Source organism: Pseudotabrizicola sp. L79 (assembly GCF_036553525.1).
Taxonomy (GTDB): domain Bacteria; phylum Pseudomonadota; class Alphaproteobacteria; order Rhodobacterales; family Rhodobacteraceae; genus Pseudotabrizicola.
The window spans coordinates 93,356-110,888 of sequence record NZ_JAZHDA010000052.1; the positions used below are offsets into that span (position 1 = coordinate 93,356).

At 63.8% G+C, this 17,533-nt stretch carries 15 protein-coding genes and 1 riboswitch; of the genes, 5 read left to right on the forward strand and 10 right to left on the reverse strand.

Features of this window, described 5'->3' with window-relative positions; all coding sequences use genetic code 11:
• Nucleotides 1–34: 34 nt before the first annotated feature.
• From V3C85_RS13615 to gcvT, 4 genes are all read right to left on the reverse strand, one after another.
• Nucleotides 35–352 (reverse strand): DUF3775 domain-containing protein, encoded by a 318-nt coding sequence (locus V3C85_RS13615; RefSeq protein ID WP_331795678.1) that lies wholly within the window; start codon nt 350–352, stop codon nt 35–37.
• Nucleotides 353–475: 123 nt separating this feature from the next.
• Nucleotides 476–3,316, reverse strand: coding sequence for an aminomethyl-transferring glycine dehydrogenase (gcvP, locus tag V3C85_RS13620; RefSeq protein ID WP_331795680.1), 2,841 nt, complete (start codon nt 3,314–3,316; stop codon nt 476–478).
• Between the two features lie 122 nt (nt 3,317–3,438).
• Nucleotides 3,439–3,798 carry a glycine cleavage system protein GcvH gene (gcvH, locus tag V3C85_RS13625; RefSeq protein WP_331795681.1) on the reverse strand — a complete coding sequence of 120 codons (360 nt, stop codon included), beginning with the start codon at nt 3,796–3,798 and terminating at the stop codon, nt 3,439–3,441.
• 9 nt (nt 3,799–3,807) lie between these two features.
• The gene (gene gcvT, locus V3C85_RS13630) at nt 3,808–4,944 is read right to left on the reverse strand and encodes a glycine cleavage system aminomethyltransferase GcvT (RefSeq protein WP_331795683.1); all 1,137 of its coding nucleotides are present in this window, start codon (nt 4,942–4,944) and stop codon (nt 3,808–3,810) included.
• A 152-nt stretch (nt 4,945–5,096) separates the two neighbouring features.
• A riboswitch (glycine riboswitch) is annotated at nt 5,097–5,201 on the reverse strand.
• A gap of 76 nt (nt 5,202–5,277) precedes the next feature.
• Here gcvT and V3C85_RS13635 point away from each other — a divergent pair.
• Nucleotides 5,278–5,844: a gamma-glutamylcyclotransferase family protein gene (locus V3C85_RS13635; protein WP_331795684.1), complete on the forward strand. Its 567-nt coding sequence runs from the start codon at nt 5,278–5,280 to the stop codon at nt 5,842–5,844.
• On the opposite strand, the gene V3C85_RS13640 is transcribed toward V3C85_RS13635, so the two are convergent.
• Both V3C85_RS13640 and gltX read right to left on the reverse strand, forming a co-directional pair.
• A complete protein-coding gene (locus V3C85_RS13640) occupies nt 5,828–7,183 on the reverse strand; it encodes an MATE family efflux transporter (RefSeq protein ID WP_331795685.1) in 1,356 nt (451 codons plus the stop codon). The genes V3C85_RS13635 and V3C85_RS13640 overlap by 17 nt on opposite strands.
• 44 nt (nt 7,184–7,227) lie before the next feature.
• Nucleotides 7,228–8,556 (reverse strand): glutamate--tRNA ligase, encoded by a 1,329-nt coding sequence (gene gltX / locus V3C85_RS13645; protein ID WP_331795687.1) that lies wholly within the window; start codon nt 8,554–8,556, stop codon nt 7,228–7,230.
• Nucleotides 8,557–8,655: 99 nt separating this feature from the next.
• Here gltX and V3C85_RS13650 point away from each other — a divergent pair, with 99 nt between their 5' ends.
• The 3 genes from V3C85_RS13650 to V3C85_RS13660 all read left to right on the forward strand — a co-directional run bounded on the left by V3C85_RS13650 (nt 8,656) and on the right by V3C85_RS13660 (nt 11,199).
• Complete coding sequence (locus V3C85_RS13650; protein ID WP_331795688.1) at nt 8,656–9,066, forward strand: metallopeptidase family protein; 411 nt, start codon at nt 8,656–8,658, stop codon at nt 9,064–9,066.
• A gap of 123 nt (nt 9,067–9,189) precedes the next feature.
• Entirely contained in the window at nt 9,190–10,128 is a 939-nt protein-coding gene (locus V3C85_RS13655; RefSeq protein ID WP_331795690.1) for an MBL fold metallo-hydrolase, read from the forward strand.
• Nucleotides 10,129–10,254: 126 nt separating this feature from the next.
• Complete coding sequence (locus tag V3C85_RS13660) at nt 10,255–11,199, forward strand: 1-phosphofructokinase family hexose kinase (protein WP_331795692.1); 945 nt, start codon at nt 10,255–10,257, stop codon at nt 11,197–11,199.
• Nucleotides 11,200–11,319: 120 nt separating this feature from the next.
• Here the strand turns inward: V3C85_RS13660 and V3C85_RS13665 are convergent, their stop codons facing one another.
• Together V3C85_RS13665 and V3C85_RS13670 are read right to left on the reverse strand one after the other, a co-directional pair.
• Nucleotides 11,320–11,943: a hypothetical protein gene (locus tag V3C85_RS13665; protein WP_331795694.1), complete on the reverse strand. Its 624-nt coding sequence runs from the start codon at nt 11,941–11,943 to the stop codon at nt 11,320–11,322.
• Nucleotides 11,927–13,591, reverse strand: a complete 1,665-nt coding sequence (locus tag V3C85_RS13670) for an NAD+ synthase (RefSeq protein WP_331795695.1) — start codon at nt 13,589–13,591, stop codon at nt 11,927–11,929. The genes V3C85_RS13665 and V3C85_RS13670 overlap by 17 nt, the downstream gene beginning before the upstream one ends.
• A 162-nt stretch (nt 13,592–13,753) precedes the next feature.
• Here V3C85_RS13670 and V3C85_RS13675 point away from each other — a divergent pair, with 162 nt between their 5' ends.
• Entirely contained in the window at nt 13,754–15,235 is a 1,482-nt protein-coding gene (locus tag V3C85_RS13675) for an MORN repeat-containing protein (RefSeq protein ID WP_331795697.1), read from the forward strand.
• Between the two features lie 94 nt (nt 15,236–15,329).
• On the opposite strand, the gene V3C85_RS13680 is transcribed toward V3C85_RS13675, so the two are convergent.
• Nucleotides 15,330–16,862: a cryptochrome/photolyase family protein gene (locus V3C85_RS13680; RefSeq protein ID WP_331795698.1), complete on the reverse strand. Its 1,533-nt coding sequence runs from the start codon at nt 16,860–16,862 to the stop codon at nt 15,330–15,332.
• Entirely contained in the window at nt 16,856–17,518 is a 663-nt protein-coding gene (locus tag V3C85_RS13685; protein WP_331795699.1) for an SDR family NAD(P)-dependent oxidoreductase, read from the reverse strand. The genes V3C85_RS13680 and V3C85_RS13685 overlap by 7 nt, the downstream gene beginning before the upstream one ends.
• Nucleotides 17,519–17,533: the final 15 nt, after the last annotated feature.

The window sequence follows — 17,533 nt, forward strand, 5'->3', positions numbered from 1 at the left end:
ATATATTTGAACGCCCGTCCCGGTTTGCAAGGGGTCAGAGCAGGTCTTCTTCCTCACCGCTGACATCAACACCCAACGCCTCTAGCCCCGCCTCAAGGTTTTCCGCCAGATGGGGCATCCCGATCAGGTAATCGGCGGTTGGCGTCGTCGCCTCATGGATCGCGGTCTGCACGGCCTCGGCGTAATCCTCAGGCTCGAACGAGCCGCGCCCAACCCAGGCAATCGCCGTCAGATGGGCTTTTTCGTCGTCGTTCAGATCATCGATAAAGGGTTTCAACTGGCTGTCTGCGGCTGGACCCTCTCGGTGCAGCAAGATCACCTGCACGACTTTGGATGGGCTGATGTCGATCATTGTGGTTCTCCTTACAGGCATCGTCGCAATCTGCGCAGGCGCGCGCAAGGGGGAACCTGCCCCACCCCCTCTGCCACCGCCAAAAAGCAAAGGGGCCACCGCTTGCGCCATGGCCCCTTTGTCTTACTCTGCCGCCTCGGCATAGCTTTCGACAGGGGGGCAGATGCAAATCAGGTTGCGATCGCCATAGACATTGTCCACCCGCCCGACGGGCGGCCAGTATTTGTCAACGCGGAACGCGCCCGGCGGGAAGCACCCCTGTTCGCGGCTGTATTTGCGATCCCACTCGGCCACCAGATCATTCACCGTATGCGGAGCATGGCGCAGCGGGCTGTCTTCGGCGCTGATCTCGCCCGCTTCCACCGCCCGGATCTCGTCACGGATGGCCAGAAGCGCCGTGATAAAGCGATCAATCTCGGCCTTGGTCTCGCTTTCGGTCGGTTCCACCATCAGCGTGCCTGCCACCGGCCAACTCATGGTCGGCGCATGGAACCCGTTGTCAATCAGCCGTTTGGCGATGTCATCCACGGTAACACCAAATTCGGCAAAGGGCCGGGTATCCAGAATGCATTCATGCGCCACACGGCCCTTGTTGCCCATGAACAAGATCGGGAAGGCCCCGGCCAGACGGGCGGCGATGTAATTGGCATTCAGAATCGCCACGCGGGTGGCCTGCGTCAGCCCCTCGCCCCCCATCATCAGGCAATAGGCCCATGAGATCAGCAGGATCGAGGCGCTGCCGAACGGTGCGGCCGAAACCGGCCCCTCGGCCCCGCCCGTTTCCGGGTGGCCCGGCAGATGCGGTGCCAGATGCGCGCGCACGCCAATGGGGCCCATGCCGGGGCCACCACCGCCATGCGGAATGGCAAAGGTCTTGTGCAGGTTCAGGTGGCTGACATCGCCGCCAATCTCGCCCGGTTTCACAAGGCCGACCAGCGCGTTCATATTCGCACCGTCGATATAGACCTGCCCGCCGAATTCATGCGTGATGCTGCAGACCTCGCGCACCGTTTCCTCAAACACGCCATGGGTGCTGGGATAAGTGATCATGCAGGCAGCAAGGTTCTTGCCCGCGGCTTCGGCCTTGGCGCGGAAATCTTCAACATCCACATCGCCGTTCGGGGCCGATTTCACCACCACGACCTTCATTCCCACCATCTGCGCCGAAGCCGGGTTGGTGCCATGGGCCGAAACCGGGATCAGGCAGATGTCGCGATGCCCTTCGCCACGCGACCGGTGATAGGCCTGAATGGTCAGCAGACCCGCATATTCGCCCTGTGCCCCAGAATTGGGCTGCATCGAGAAGTCATCATATCCGGTGATCTCGCACAGCTTGCCTTTCAGATCGGCAATTGCCTCGGCATAGCCCTGCGCCTGATCGGCGGGGGCAAAGGGATGCAGGCTGCCAAACTCGGGCCAGGTGATCGGCATCATCTCGGCGGCGGCGTTCAGCTTCATCGTGCATGACCCCAGCGGGATCATCGCACGGTCCAGCGCAAGGTCACGGTCCGACAGGCGGCGCATATAGCGCATCATCTCGGATTCCGCCCGGTTCATGTGAAAGACCGGGTGGGTCAGATAGTCGGTTTCGCGCACCATGATTTCGGGAAAGCCCAAGGTCGCCCGATGCGGCGGCACCCCATCAATGCCAAAGGCCCGCAGGACGCGCACCAGCACGCGCTCATCCGTGGTTTCATCAAGGCTTATGCCCACACGATCGTTGCCGATCTTGCGGAAATTCAACCCTTCTTGCCGGGCTGCGGCCAGAATGCCGGTCTGGCCCACCCCCACCTCAACCGTGATCGTGTCAAAGAACGCCTTGGGCGACACCTTGGCCCCCGCCGCCTTTAGTGCGCGGGCAAGGCGCGTGGTCAGGAAATGCACCCGCTCGGCAATGGCGCGCAGGCCCATCGGCCCGTGAAACACGGCATACATGCTGGCCATCACCGCCAGCAGCGCCTGCGCCGTGCAGACGTTCGACGTGGCCTTTTCGCGGCGGATATGCTGTTCGCGGGTTTGCAGCGACAGACGATAAGCCTTGTTGCCGCGGCTGTCGATCGACACGCCGACAATCCGGCCCGGCATCGACCGCTTCAGATCATCGCGGCACGACATAAAGGCCGCGTGCGGCCCGCCATACCCCATCTGCACCCCAAAGCGCTGCGCCGAGCCAACAGCGATATCGGCCCCCATCGCACCCGGTTCTTTCAGCATGCACAAGGCCAGCAGGTCGGTGGCGACAATGGCAATCGCCTTGGCCTGATGCAGCGCGGCGATCTGGTCGGTGAAGTCGCGCACATGGCCATAGCTGCCCGGATACTGGAAGATCGCCCCAAAGACCCGGGTGGGGTCAAGGTTTTCCACCATATCTTCGATGATCTCGATCCCCAGCGGCAAAGCCCGGGTCTTGATCACGGCAATGGTCTGCGGGTGGCAGAACCGATCGACGAAAAATGCCGTCGCCTTGGATTTGGCCGAGCGTTGCGCCATCGTCATCGCTTCGGCCGCGGCAGTAGCCTCGTCCAGCAGGCTGGCATTGGCAACGGGCAGGCCGGTCAGATCGGCCACCATGGTCTGGTAGTTCAGCAATGCCTCAAGCCGACCTTGGGCAATCTCGGGCTGATAGGGGGTATAGGCCGTGTACCAAGCCGGATTTTCCAGAATGTTGCGCTGAATGGCCGGCGGGGTGACGGTGCCGTAATAGCCCTGCCCGATCAGGCTGGTCATCACCTTGTTGCGGCTGCCAACCTGCCGCATCCGTTCCAACAGCTCATGCTCGGCCAGGGGGGCCCAGCCCAGGGGCGTGGACTGGCGGATCGACTTGGGCACGGTCTGGTCGATCAGATCGTCCAGCGACGCCACACCGACGGCTTGCAGCATCTCGGCCATCTCGGCAGGAGAAGGGCCGATATGGCGGCGGTTGGCGAAATCATAGGGGTTATAGGCGACGGGGGTGTAGGTCATGTCCGGCTTCCTGAAAATGAGTTCCCCGGCGGGCACCCACGCGCCCGCCAAAATCCTTGCAAGGATTTTGACCGTTTTCTTTCAAGAAAACGGCCCGGACCCTGTGCAGGGTCCGGCAACGATCACCCGATGTAATCGTTGTATTCATCCTCATCCATGTAGTCGTCCAGCGCCGACATATCGTCGATCTTCATCTTGAAGAACCACGCCTCGCCCACCGGATCTTCGTTCACCAGTGCGGGCTTATCCACCAGCTTGTCATTCACTTCGACAATCTCGCCATCCAGCGGGGCCAGAATGTCTGACGCGGCTTTGACGCTTTCGATCACCACGACTTCATCCCCGGTCGAAACCATGGTCTCGATCTCGGGCAGTTCGACGAACACCACATCGCCCAGTTGGGTGGCGGCATGTTCTGTGATCCCAACGACCACCAGATCGCCTTCGACCTTCAGCCATTCATGTTCTTTCGTGTATTTCATCTGATCGCCTCAGCGCTTGTAGGTTGTTGGATGGAAAGGAAGATCACAAACCGTCACGGGCAGGCGCTTGCCGCGCACCTCGCCCATCAGGGCCGTGCCGGGGGTGGCGTGGCTGGCCGCGACATAGCCCATGGCCACTGGGGCCTCGACACTGGGGCCAAACCCGCCCGAGGTGACATGCCCCACCGGGGTGCCATCGGGGCAAAACAGGGCTGTCCCCTCGCGCATCGGGGCCCGGCCTTCGGGGCGCAGGCCAACGCGCCGCCGGTCGGGGCCCTCGGCCAACTGATGCAAGATGGCATCGGCCCCCGGAAAGCCCCCTGCGCGCGCGCCGCCCGTGCGACGCGCCTTTTGGATAGCCCAGTTCAGCCCCGCTTCGACCGGCGTGGTGCCCGTGTCGATGTCATGGCCGTAAAGGCACAACCCCGCCTCCAGCCGCAGGCTGTCACGCGCACCAAGGCCAATGGGCTGCACCTCGGCCATGGCCAGCAGCGCCCGCGCCAAAGCCGGCGCCCCGGCATCGGGGACCGAGATTTCATAGCCGTCCTCGCCCGTATAGCCCGAGCGTGACACCCACAAAGCGCCAAAATCCGTGTCGAAAACCGCCACATCCATGAACCGCATCGCCGCCACGCCCGGCACCAGCCGCGCCAAAGCCTGTTCGGCCAAAGGCCCCTGCAGCGCCAGCAAGGCGCGGTCGGTGATGGCCACCACATCGGCCACATCGGACAGGTGGGCCGTCATATGGGCAATGTCGGCCACCTTGCAGGCCGCATTGACCACCACGAACAGATGATCGCCCCGATTGGCGAACATCAAATCGTCCAGAATGCCACCCTGATCATTGGTGAACAGGCCATAGCGCTGCCGCCCCTGCCCCAGCCCGGCCACATCGACGGGCATCATCGCCTCAAACCCCGCGACCAGTGCCGCCATGTCGGCCTTGGGGCGCAAGATCACCTGCCCCATATGGCTGACATCAAACAGGCCCGCCGCCGTGCGGGTGTGCAGATGCTCTTTCATCACGCCAGCGGGGTATTGCACCGGCATTTCATAGCCCGCAAAGGGCACCATCTTGCCCCCAAGCGACAGATGCAGGTCATGCAGACCAAGCCGCTTTAGGCCATCGTCATTGGATTCGGTCAAATCGCCTCTCCTTGCCCGGCCGGAAAGGTCGCTCCGGCACCGTTTGGGCAGGCCAATCCCTGCCCCACGATGCCCCCTCTGTCCTTGCCCTGACGGGCGCCTGAGATCGTTATCCCTTCGGCGGGCCCCAAGGGGCCACTCTCCAGAGTCTGATGCCAGAAACGGTCCCTTGCGCCTGAGAGTTTACCGGGGCGGTTGCTCCTTCGGCACCGGATCTGCCCCATGCTGGGCCACCCGGATTCTCCCGATCCTGACAGTTCAAGCTCTAGCCTGTGTCCCCGATCCATGGCAAGAGGAAAAAGGATACGACAGTATACAGGGAAAAAGCGACACATGCCCTTGGATCAGCCGCATTTCTTTGGTTATGGGTCGCTGGTCAACCGGGCCACCCATGACTACCCAAGGCCACGGCCCGCCAGCCTGTTGGGGTGGCGACGCGTCTGGGTCCATGTGGCCAGCCGCCCCGTCGCTTTTCTGTCGGTCGAGCGCGCCACCGGCAGCCAGATCCTGGGGCTTGTGGCCCAGGTTCCAGGCGCTGACTGGGCTGCACTCGACGCACGCGAATATGCCTATTTGCGCCAGCCCGAAACGACGCTTGTCGATGACAAACCGGTTCCGGTGCAGGTCTATGCCGTGCCTGCCGATGATCATCTGCCGCCAACCACGGCCAATCCGCTGATCCTGTCGTATATCGATGCCGTTGTGCAGGGGTTCTTGCGCGAATTCGGGCCACAGGGGGCGGCGCATTTCTTTGCCACCACCCATGGCTGGCAGGCCCCGGTTCTGAATGACCGCGCCAACCCCAGCTATCCGCGCCATCAGGTGCTGACCGCGGCAGAACGGCGCGTGGTGGATGAAGGTCTTGCGCAAGCAGGCGCGCGGATCATGCCGTCCGGTTGATCACCCGCAGCGCCAGCCAGACCGCCACCAGCCCAAACAGCACCCCGCCAACCGCCTGCCCGATCAGCACGCCCTGCGGCCCCAAAGACCCAGCCAGCCACAGCGCAAAGGGCACGGTGCCCAGCGTGTGGCGCCCCCAGTTCACCAGCGTTGACTGAAACGGCCGCCCCAGATTGTTGCAGGCCGCATTCGAAACAAAGATCAACCCGTTGAAAAAGAACAGCAGGCACAAAGGGCCGCAGAACAGGTAAATCAGATCACGCGTCACGCCCTCGGCCCGGAACAGATCGGCAAGGGGGCCGCGCAGCACGAACAAAACCAGAGTCACCAGCCCCACGACCAGCCCCATGAAAACGATGGCATCCCAGAACGCGCGCCGCACCCGATCGATCCGGCCCGCCCCGAAATTCTGCCCGATGATCGGCCCCAGGGCCCCAGACAGCGCAAAGATGATGCCCAAGGCCACCGGTGTCAGCCGCCCGGTGATCGCCATGCCGGCCACCGCCGCCTCGCCATAGGGCGCGATCAACCGCGTCACCAACGCCTGCCCCATCGGGGTGGCCACCTGGGTCAGGATGGCTGGACCCGCGATCCCGCCCAATCCGCGCCAGTCTTCGGCAAAGCCCGTCGCCGAAATCGGGGAAAAGCCGCCGTGGTGGCGCAAGATCGGCCAGATGCCAAAAAGGCAGATGGCCAGCCGCGACAAGATTCCGGCCAGCGCCGCGCCGGTCAGGCCCAGATCAAGACCAAAGATCAGAATGGGGTCAAAGATCGCCAACACTACCGCGCCCCAGACCGTAACCATCATGGCCCGCCGCGCATCGCCATGGCTGCGCAAAATGGCCGAGGCGATGATCCCCACCATCAACAACGGCTGCCCCGCAACCACGATGCGCAGGAAATGCACCGTCATCGCCTCGGTCTCGCCCACGGCGCCAAGCGCCCGCACAATGGGCCCCAACAGCGCCCAGACCACCAGCGTGAACAAAAGGCCGACGCCAAGCCCAAGGGCAAGCCCATTGGTGGCGCGCCTGCGCGCAAGATCGGGGTCACGCTGCCCCAAGGCGCGCGCAACAAGCGCCGAGACCGCGATTGAGATGCCAATCCCGAAACTGGTGGTGAAAAACAGCACCGCCCCGGCATAACCCACGGCAGCCGTGGCCACCGGGTCTTCCAGCCATGAAATGTAAAGGATGTTCACCAGATCGACGACAAAGATCGCCATCAATCCGACGGATGAGGTCAGGCTCATCACCACGACATGGCGAAACAGATTGCCTTCAACAAACCGGGCCGGGGCCCCGCCCCTGCCCGCCTTTGCCGTGGTGATCGTTGCCATTGCCATTGCCCCCGTTGTTGATCGTCACCTTGCGGGGGCCAAGGTCAGGCCCCCAGGGTCGGGGCCTTGGCCAGAAGCGGCATCACATCGGCCATTTCGGGGCCATTCTCGCGCCCTGTCATCGCCTTGCGCAGCGGCATGAACAGGCCTTTGCCCTTGCGCCCCGTCGCCTCTTTCACCGCAGCGGTCCACTCGCTCCAGGTGGTGGTGGTCCAGGGCTGCGGCGGCAACATCGCCAAAGCCTGCGCCACGAAGTCCCGGTCTTCATCGGCCACCAGCGGGGTCGCCCCATCGCGGAACAGATGCCACCACGCCTCCAGATCGGCCAGAACCGTGATGTTGCCCTTGGCCACATCCCAGAACTGTTCGGCCTTGTCGGCGGGCACACCCAGGGCGGCAATGCGGTCTTGCACCTGCGCAAAGGGCAGGCCCTGCACATAACCGCGGGTCAGCGGGAACAGGTCTTCGGCATCGAACTTGGTCGGGGCCGCGCCAAAGGTGCCCACGTCAAAGCCTTCGGCCAATTCGTCGATATTGGCAAACAATTCCACCGGACGAGACGAGCCAAGGCGGGCCATCAGGCTCAGCAGCGCCATCGCCTCAACCCCTTGGGCACGCAGGTCTTTCAGCGAAAGCGTGCCCAGACGTTTCGACAGCTCTTCGCCCTTGGCGCCGGTCAGCAGCGAATGGTGGGCAAAGTTGGGCGGGGTGCCCCCCATCGCCTTCATGATCTGAATTTGCGTCGCCGTGTTCGTCACATGGTCGGCGCCACGCACGATAAAGGTCACGCCCATATCAATATCATCGACCGAGCTGGCAAAGGTATAAAGCACCTGCCCATCGGCGCGGATCAGCACCGGATCAGACACGCTGGCCGCATCAATCGAGATATCGCCCAGAATGCCGTCGTTCCACTCGATCCGTTCCTGATCCAGCAGAAAACGCCAATAGCCTGCCCGCCCCTCGGCGCGCAGCTTGGCCTTGTCGGCCTCGGACAGGTTTAGCCCCGCACGGTCATAGACCGGGGGCTTGCCCATGTTCAGCTGCTTTTTGCGCTTCAGGTCCAGTTCCGTGGGCGATTCAAACACCTCATAGAACTTGCCCTTGGCCTTCAGGTCTTCGGCGGCCTCGCGATAGCGTTCCAGCCGCAGCGATTGCTTTTCCACCCGGTCCCAATGCAGGCCCAGCCATTCCAGATCGCGCATGATCTGATCGGCATATTCCTGCTTTGACCGTTCCTGATCGGTGTCATCCAGACGCAGGATGAACTGCCCGCCCGATTTCCTGGCGATCAGATAGTTCATCAGCGCAGTGCGCAGGTTGCCGACATGAATATAGCCGGTAGGCGACGGGGCGAAACGGGTGACGGTCATGGATGGGCTCCTTCAACCGCCCTTCCCTGTCACACGGCCCCGGAATTGTCAAAGTCGTCCGCACTTTCGCGAGCCTGCGCCTGCGCCTATATTCAGCGCATGACCCAGATTTCGCCCGATGCCATCGCCCCTGACCTTGCGCTGTTCGAACAGCTTGCCCATGGCGCCATTGCTGGCCTGCCCGAGGTATATCGGGCAGCAGCCACCCATATCGTGCTGCGGATCGAGGATTTCGCCCCAGATGATGTGCTAGAGGCGATGGATCTGCATGATCCGTTTGAACTGACGGGGCTTTATGACGGCATCCCGCTGACGGAAAAGTCAGTGGCCGATCAGGTGGTGCATCCGGATGTGATCTGGCTGTTTCGCCGCCCCATTCTGGATGAATGGGCTGACCGGGGCGATGTTTCGCTGCAAGAGTTGGTGACCCATGTTCTGGTGCACGAATTGGCGCATCATTTCGGCTGGTCGGATGAAGACATCGCGCGGATTGATCCGTGGTGGGAATAGCCCTTTAGATGCCCACCCAGTGCACAGCGCCTGTGCGCCAATGCACGGGGCTGACGGTCCTGTGACTCGACCTGCGGCATTCTGCCCCTACCTTAATGGCAGACAACGACCAAGGAGAACCCCATGACCTCGCGCCTGATCTCTCGCCGCTCGGCCCTGATGGCGGCTGCCGCCCTGCCATTGGCCCCCAGCCTGCTGACCGCCCGCCCGGCCATGGCTGCCGTTGAAATGCAAGGCTCGCAGACGCCTGTGTTCAACCGTTTCAAACTGGGCGGGTTTGAGGTGACAACCCTGTTGGCCGGCACCCGTCCGGTGGAAAAGCCCAATGAAATCTTTGGCCTGAACGCCACGCCCGAAGACTTTGCCGCCACGGCAGAGGCCGCCTTTCTGCCCACCGATGTGGCCCAGTTCTTCTTCACCCCCACCCTTGTGAACACCGGCGCCGAATTGGTGCTGTTCGACACGGGCCTGAGCGCCGAGGGCACCGGGGCGGCACTTGCTGCGGCGGGCATCAGCCCTGACATGGTGGATGTGGTGGTTCTGACCCACATGCATGGCGACCATATCGGTGGCATGATGACCGCCGAAGGCACGCCCACCTTTGCCAATGCGCGCTATGTCACCGGTTCGGTCGAGCATAACCACTGGTCAACGGCCGGGAATGAAGGCTTTGACAAGAACGTGGCGCCGATGAACGACAAGTTCACCTTCCTTGACGATGGTGGCAGCGTGGCCAGTGGCATCACCGCCAAGATGGCGGCGGGGCATACGCCGGGGCATATGATCTATATGCTGGAAAGCGAAGGCAAGGCGCTGGCGATCACCGCCGATACCGCGAACCACTATGTCTTCTCGCTGGCCCAGCCTGACTGGGAAGTGCGCTTTGACGCCGACAAGGCTGCGGCGGCGCAGGCGCGGCGCGATGTGTTTGGCATGCTGGCCGCCGACAAGATGCCCTTTATCGGCTATCACATGCCCTTCCCCGGCATGGGCTATGTCGAGGCGCAGGGCAGCGGCTTTCGCTACGTTCCGGCCAGCTATCAGATGATGCTGAACGGCTAAGTCCTTGACAGCAAAGCCTTGGGGCCATCCAGCAAACGGTGGCCCCAAAGCATGTCTGCCCTGCGGATCGGTGCTTTCCCATTGTCGCTGTTGGCGCTAACATGACGCGCGACGAAAGGACCGCCCATGCAAGCCCCCATCCTGACCCTGACCCTGAACCCGGCGCTGGATATGGCGACCGAGGTGCCTGACATTCTGCCCGGCCACAAGCTGCGCTGCACCGACCCGCATCTTGACCCGGGTGGTGGCGGGCTGAATGTCAGCCGCGCGATCAAGGCCTTGGGCGGTGACAGCCTTGCGCTGGTGGCTTTGGGGGGGCTGACGGGCGACCGGCTGGCCGGGCTGATCCGGGCGGATGGGGTGACGTTCCTGTCGATCCTGGGGCCGGGGGAAACCCGGCAAAGCCTTACAGTAACAGAGAAATCTTCCGGCAAGCAGTTTCGGTTCATGCTGCCCGGCCCGGTTTGGGGCGAGGCAGAGCGGGCGCGGGTGTTCACGCTGCTGGCGGCCACGGCGCGGCCCGGTGGGATCAGCGTGATTTCGGGCAGCCAACCCCCCGGTGTGCCTGCAGATTTCCCCGCGCAACTGGCCGCCAGCATGGAGGGCAGCCGCGTGGTGCTGGATACCTCGGGGGCGGCCCTGTTTGAAGCTGTGAACCGGCCAATCCCCGGTCTGGATGTGCTGCGGATGGACGGCGAAGAAGGCGAGGAGCTGGCCGGGCGCAAGCTGGCCACGCGTATGGAAACCGCTGATTTCGCACAGGAAATGGTCAAGAAGGGCGTGGCCAAGACTGTCATTGTTGCCCGCGGGGCAGAAGGCAATGTGCTGGCCAATGCCACCGAACGGCTGTTTTCCCCGGCCCCCAAGGTCAAGGTGAAATCGACCGTTGGCGCGGGCGACAGCTTTGTCGCGGCCTATGTTCTGGCCGTGGCGCGGGGGCAGGATGCGGCCACGGCGCTTGCCATGGCTTCGGCGGCGGCGGCGGCGGCGGTGATGACCGATGCCACCCAGTTGTGCAAAGCCGAGGATGTGATGCGGCTGATGCCACAGGCGGCGGCGGTGGCGATCTAACCCGCTGGAATCGCAGGATTAATACCCCAATTCCGCCAGAGTTGGGGGTGCCACCCTGCGTACACCCCCCGTGCACCGGGCATACATCCCCGGCGGCAGACAGGCGCGGGCCACGGGCTGTTAACCCTGATGCAGCGAATCGGGGGCGGCTGTCAGGTGCCAATGGCAATCCAGCATCGACGGCGCGCGGTGCAAGGCCAGCCCCCGCAGCGCCAAGACAGGCTGAAGCTGGGCCACAAGGTCTTGCACAGACATCGGCAAAACCGTCGCCCGGCACCGCGCCTTGGGCGTTGTGGCCCAGCGCAGCAGCGCCGATGGCCCCCAACTGGCGGGGCGCAGTCCGGCCCGACGGGCGCCCTGGGGCGTGAAGGTGATCACCAGACAGGGTGTGGTGCGGTAGTGCACAGCGGCGATCCCGGCGATGTCTGACCACATCACCAGACCGGGCGGCACAGCCCCCCGGACATGCGGCGGATAAAGCCGCAGACCATCGGCCGTGGCGTCAAGGATTGGCTGGCCCCGTGCGGCGGGCGGCACGGCAAGGCCAAGCCCCGCAAGCCCGCCCGCCAAAGCCAGCAGCGCCACAAAGCCCGACAGACCCCCATGCCGCACCAGCACGACAGCCAGCGCCAAGGCCAGGGCGGCCAGGGCCCAGACCACAACGCGCAACGCCCCGACAAGCCGGTTGCCTTCCACCACGGCGCAAACCGACAGGGCGGGCACGGGCCTAGAGGCCGGTGTCATCGCGCCAGCGGTTGGCGATGGGATAGCGGCGATCCAGCCAGAACGCTTTTTGCGTCAGCCGCGTGCCGGGCGCGGATTGGAACCGCTTGTATTCCGCGATGTAGAGCAGATGTTCGACCTTTTTCACCGTGTCACGGTCAAAGCCTTCGGCCACCAGATCGGCCACCGAAGCCTCACGCTCGACCAGCCCTTCCAGAATGGCGTCCAGCACCTCATAGGGGGGCAGGCTGTCCTGATCGGTCTGGTTGGCGCGCAATTCGGCACTGGGCGGCTTGGTGATGATGCGCTGCGGGATGACCTCGCCCGCCGGGCCCTTCATCCAGTCGCGGTGGTGTTCGTTGCGCCAGGTCGCGGTCAGGAACATGCGGGTTTTATACATGTCCTTGACGGGGTTATAGCCGCCGTTCATGTCGCCATAGATGGTGCAATAGCCCACGGCCATTTCCGATTTGTTGCCGGTGGTCAGCAGCATTTCACCATATTTGTTGGAAATCGCCATCAGCATCACACCGCGCAGGCGGCTTTGGATGTTTTCTTCGGTGATGCCTTCCTCGGTGCCGTCAAACAGGGGGGCCAGCGTGTCGGCCACCGCCTTTTGCGCCGCCGTGATCGGCACGGTATCCAGCCGACAGCCCAGCGCGCGGGCGCATTTTTCGGCATCTTCCAGCGAATGGGCACTGGTGAATTCCGACGGCAGCATCACGCAGCGCACGTTTTCAGGGCCCAAGGCATCGGCCGCAATCGCCGCGACGATGGCCGAATCGATGCCGCCCGACAGGCCCAGCACCGCCTTTTTAAAGCCGGTCTTGGCAAAGTAATCGGCCACCGACAGCACGCAGGCGCGGTAGTCGGCCTCGCCAATCGGGGGGATCGGCGCGATTTCCCCTTGGGCCGCACGCCAGCCATCTTCGGTTTCGGTAAAGGTGACATGGGTCAGGTTTTCGTCGAATTGCGGCATTTGCACCGCCAGATGGCCGCCGGGGTTCAAGACCATGCTGGACCCGTCAAACACCTGATCGTCCTGCCCGCCCACCATGTTCAGATAGACCAGCGGCAGGCCGGTTTCGATGACCCGCGACACCATCAGGTTCAGCCGCAGGTTGGGCTTGCCCCGATGATAGGGCGAGCCATTGGGCACCAGCAAAATCTCGGCCCCGGTTTCGGCAAGGGTTTCGCAGACATCCGTATGCCAGGCATCTTCGCAGATGGGCGATCCGATGCGGACCCCGTTCACCAGATAGGGGCCATGCACATCGGCGGGCGAAAACAGCCGTTTTTCATCAAAGACCGCGTCATTGGGCAGGTGGTGTTTCAGCACCGTGGCCGTGATCTTGCCGCCTTGCAGGATGTAATAGGCGTTGAACAACCGCAGGTCTTGCAGGGCCGGGCCGCCGATGGCCATGGCCGGGCCATCGGCGCAATCGCGGGCAAGGGACTCGATCGCGTCGATCGCGGCGCGCACGAAGGCCGGTTTCAGGATCAGATCCTGGGTCTGATAGCCGGTGATGAACATCTCGGTCAGGGCGACCATGTCGCTGCCGGCCTGTTTGGCGGCAGCCCAGGCCATGCGGGCCTTGTCGGCATTGGCGGCCAGCGCCCCCACCGTGGGGTTCAGTTGCGCAAGGGTCAGGCGAAACTCTCTGGCCATGGCGGGCCCTTTCCATCACATCGTCTTGACTGGGTCTTTCCTGGGGGTTCTAGCAGGTTGGCGCAAAAGGGAAAGCGCCGCCGGGGGATCGGGGCCGCCCTGCTTGTCAGCGCAGGCCGCCATCGCTAGGGTTTGCACAACGGAAATGCAAAGGGGCTGTTGATGCGGCGTGGTGCAGGATGTCTGGTCGGGGTGGCGATGCTGGTGCTGGCAGGGCCTGCGGCGGTGCTGGCCCAGGACGGCGAGGTTCTGTCAAAGCAATATGACGACGGGTCGTTCTATGAGGGCACCTTTCGCGATGGTCGCCAGCATGGGACCGGCACCTATACGCTGCCCAACGGCTATAGCTATACCGGCGAATGGGTGGATGGCGAAATTCGCGGCACGGGCGTGGCGCGCTATCCCAATGGCTCGCTTTATGAAGGCCAGTTCGCTGCGGGCAAGCCCGAGGGGCGGGGCAAGATCACCTATGCCAATGGCGGCAGCTATGAAGGGGACTGGACCGGCGGGCGGATGACGGGGCAAGGCGTGGCCAGCTATCCTGATGGGTCGGTCTATGAGGGGGCCTTTGTCGATGGCAAGCACCATGGCACCGGCGTGATGCGCGGGGCCAGTGGCTCGGTCTATGAGGGGGGCTGGGTTGAGGGCATGCGCGAGGGCAAGGGCAAGATCACCTATGCCGATGGCACAGTCTATGACGGCGAGCTGAAGGCCAACATGCGCGAAGGTCAGGGCACGCTGACGATGCCGGACGGGCTGACCTATGTCGGCGGATGGGCGGCGGGCCAGATCAACGGTCAGGGCAAACTGACCCAGCCCAATGGCGATGTGTATGAAGGCGGCTTTGTCGATGGCCTGCGTGATGGCACGGGCAAGATGTCCCATGCCAATGGCGACAGCTATGACGGGGGCTTTGTGGCCGACAAGCGCGAGGGTCAGGGCATTTTCCGCGCGACCGATGGCACGGTGTTTGAAGGCGACTGGGTTGGCGGCCGATTGCAGGGCAAGGGCAAGATCACCTTTGCCGATGGGTCGGTGTATGAAGGCGATGTCGTGGCCGATCAGGCCGAAGGTATCGGCAAGATCGTCTATGCCGATGGTTCGACCTATGAAGGGGCGTGGAAAGCCGGTGTGATCGAAGGTGATGGCACGGCGACCTATCTGTCGGGGGCGGTGTATTCGGGGGCCTTTGTTGCCGCCCAGCCGAATGGCAAGGGCGCGATGACGCTGCCCGATGGCTATCGTTATGATGGCGACTGGGTGAATGGCCAGCGGCAGGGTCAGGGTGTGGCCACCTATGCCGATGGCACAGTTTATACCGGCAGTTTTGACGCGGGCCTGCGCCATGGCACGGGCAGCATCGTGATGGCCGATGGCTTTCGCTATGAAGGCGCATGGGCGCGGGGCAAGATCGAGGGCATCGGCATTGCCACCTATCCCAATGGCGACCGGTATGAAGGTGCGTTTCTTGATGGCCGCCGTGAGGGTCAGGGCAAGTTGACCTATTCCAGCGGGCAGATCGCCGAGGGCATCTGGAAAAGCGGCATCCTGACCGCCCCGGCGCCAGAGCCAGAACCAGAACCAGCGCAAACGCCAGACCCGGCGCCGGCGGACGCGCAGGCCCCGGCTGATCCGCAGAACTGAACCCGCCATCCCTTGGCGCGCGCGGCGGGTGCCGTGGCAGTGCTGTTGCGCGGGGCGAAGGCGGGGCCGCAAGACGGCCACCCCGATCGGCGGATCAGACGGTTTCGCCCGCGTCCAGACGGCGCAGGAAATCGGCCGCCTCGGTCAGCACCGTGTCGCGGCGGGTGGCATCCATCTTGTCCCAGGTGCGATACATCTGCGCCATGCGGGGGTTCTTGGCAAAGCGGTCGCGGTGGCGCAGCAGGAAATCCCAATACAGCAGATTGAACGGGCAAGCCTTGGCCCCGGTCTTGTCCTTCACCCGATAGGCGCAGCCTGCGCAATAATCGCTCATCCGGTCGATATAGGCACCGGATGCGGCATAGGGTTTTGAACCGACCACCCCGCCATCGGCAAACTGACTCATGCCGATCGTGTTCGGGGCCTCGACCCATTCAAAGGCGTCGATATAGACCGACAGATACCAGTCATGCACCTCGGCCGGGTTCACCCCGGCCAGCATGGCGAAATTGCCGGTGACCATCAGGCGCTGGATGTGATGGGCATAGGCCAGATCGCGCGTCTGGCCCACGGCCTGCGACAGGCAGGCCATCTGCGTCTTTGCCCCCCAGAACAGCGGCGGCAGGGCGCGCTGTGCCCCCAGCGCGTTGCGGGTGGTGTAATCGGGGCCTTCGAGAAAATAGATGCCGCGAATGAACTCGCGCCAGCCGATGATCTGACGGACAAAGCCTTCGACCGCGTTCAGCGGCGCGCGCCCTGCCCGCCATGCGTCCTCGGCGGCCTTGCACACCTCGTGCCAGCCCAGAAGGCCGATGTTCAGATAGGGCGAGATCAGGGCATGGCTGAGCGTCGGGTCATCTTGCAGCATCGCATCTTGTTCATCGCCAAAGCGCGGCAGGGCATGGGTGATGAAATGATCCAGCGCCTGTTGCGCCTCGGGGCGTGTTGTGGCCCAGCCAAAGCCGTCGAGCCCGCCGAAATGATCGGCAAAACGGTCGCGCACCAGCGCGATCACCGCAGCCGTGACCGCATCGGGGGCAAAGCGGGGCGGGCGCGGGCGCAGCAGATCGGCGCGGGCGGGTTTGCGGTTGTCATGGTCAAAGTTCCACTGCCCGCCCGCCGGATCGTCGCCTTGCATCAACAGCCCGGTCTTGCGCCGCATGTCGCGATAAAACCATTCCATCCGCAGTTGCTTGCGCCCCTTGGCCCAGGTGGCAAATTCGGCGTCGCTGCACAAAAAGCGGTCATCGGGGTGCTGGCTGACCGTCAGCGGCAGGTCGTTCAGGGCCGCGATCAGCCGCCATTCGCCGGGCCGCGTGGCCAGCACCTCGGTCGCGCCATGGACCGCGGCGTGGCGCAGCAGTTCACCGCCAATCGACTGGCTGTTGTCGGGATCATCCAGCCGGGTATAGGCCACCTGCCAGCCCTGCGCCTGCAATTCGGCGGCAAAGTGGCGCATGGCCGACAGCACCAGCACGATCTTTTGCGGGTGGTGGCGCACATAGCTGCCTTCGGCCATCACCTCGGCCATCACCACGATGTCGCGCGATTTGTCGCCCGCGCGCAGGGCCGACAGCCCCTGCGACAGCTGATCGCCCAAGACAAGGATCAGGCGCGGTTTCACCATGGGATGGCTTTGCCCTGCCAATCGAAAAAGCCCCCCGTCTGGGCCGGGGTCAGGCTGTCGAGCACGGCAATCAGATGGGCGGCGGCCTGATCGGGGGGAACGGTCGGGTGGCCGCCTGCGTATTTGGCGGTCAGCGGGGTGGCGACCGTGCCCGGATGCAGGCAGGCCAGCACGGCCTGTTTGTGGCTGCGCGCCAGTTCGATCGCGGCGGTATGCACCAGTTGGTTCAGCGCCGCCTTGGCCGCGCGATAGGCATACCAGCCGCCAAGGCCGTTGTCGCCAATGCTGCCCACCCGCGCCGACAGGATGGCGATCTTGCTGGGCGCATCCCGCGGGATCAGCGGCAGGGCATGTTTCAGCACCAGCGCGGGGCCGATGGCATTCAGCGCGAATTGCGCGGCCATGGCCTGTGCGTCCAGCGCGCGCAGGGTCTTTTCCGGCGGGGTGCCGTTCAGTTCCAGCGCGCCTGTGGTGACAAAGAGCCGGTCAAAGGGGCCGGCCAGCGCACCAAGGTGGTGGGCGATGCTGGCCTCATCCGTGATGTCCAGCCCGTCGGCAGAGCGGGACAGGGCGGTGACGTGGTGGCCTTGGGCGGTCAGGCGGGCCGTCAGGGCCGCGCCGATCCCGCCCGAGGCGCCGATAACAACTGCGCGCATGGTCAGACCTTTTTC

Coding starts and splice junctions, on each gene's coding strand:
- V3C85_RS13615 (WP_331795678.1), bottom strand. CDS start 352: ATGATCGACATCAGCCCATCCAAAGTCGTGCAGGTGATCTTGCTGCAC.
- gcvP (WP_331795680.1), bottom strand. CDS start 3,316: ATGACCTACACCCCCGTCGCCTATAACCCCTATGATTTCGCCAACCGC.
- gcvH (WP_331795681.1), bottom strand. CDS start 3,798: ATGAAATACACGAAAGAACATGAATGGCTGAAGGTCGAAGGCGATCTG.
- V3C85_RS13635 (WP_331795684.1), top strand. CDS start 5,278: ATGCCCTTGGATCAGCCGCATTTCTTTGGTTATGGGTCGCTGGTCAAC.
- V3C85_RS13640 (WP_331795685.1), bottom strand. CDS start 7,183: ATGGCAACGATCACCACGGCAAAGGCGGGCAGGGGCGGGGCCCCGGCC.
- gltX (WP_331795687.1), bottom strand. CDS start 8,556: ATGACCGTCACCCGTTTCGCCCCGTCGCCTACCGGCTATATTCATGTC.
- V3C85_RS13650 (WP_331795688.1), top strand. CDS start 8,656: ATGACCCAGATTTCGCCCGATGCCATCGCCCCTGACCTTGCGCTGTTC.
- V3C85_RS13655 (WP_331795690.1), top strand. CDS start 9,190: ATGACCTCGCGCCTGATCTCTCGCCGCTCGGCCCTGATGGCGGCTGCC.
- V3C85_RS13660 (WP_331795692.1), top strand. CDS start 10,255: ATGCAAGCCCCCATCCTGACCCTGACCCTGAACCCGGCGCTGGATATG.
- V3C85_RS13665 (WP_331795694.1), bottom strand. CDS start 11,943: ATGACACCGGCCTCTAGGCCCGTGCCCGCCCTGTCGGTTTGCGCCGTG.
- V3C85_RS13670 (WP_331795695.1), bottom strand. CDS start 13,591: ATGGCCAGAGAGTTTCGCCTGACCCTTGCGCAACTGAACCCCACGGTG.
- V3C85_RS13675 (WP_331795697.1), top strand. CDS start 13,754: ATGCGGCGTGGTGCAGGATGTCTGGTCGGGGTGGCGATGCTGGTGCTG.
- V3C85_RS13680 (WP_331795698.1), bottom strand. CDS start 16,862: ATGGTGAAACCGCGCCTGATCCTTGTCTTGGGCGATCAGCTGTCGCAG.
- V3C85_RS13685 (WP_331795699.1), bottom strand. CDS start 17,518: ATGCGCGCAGTTGTTATCGGCGCCTCGGGCGGGATCGGCGCGGCCCTG.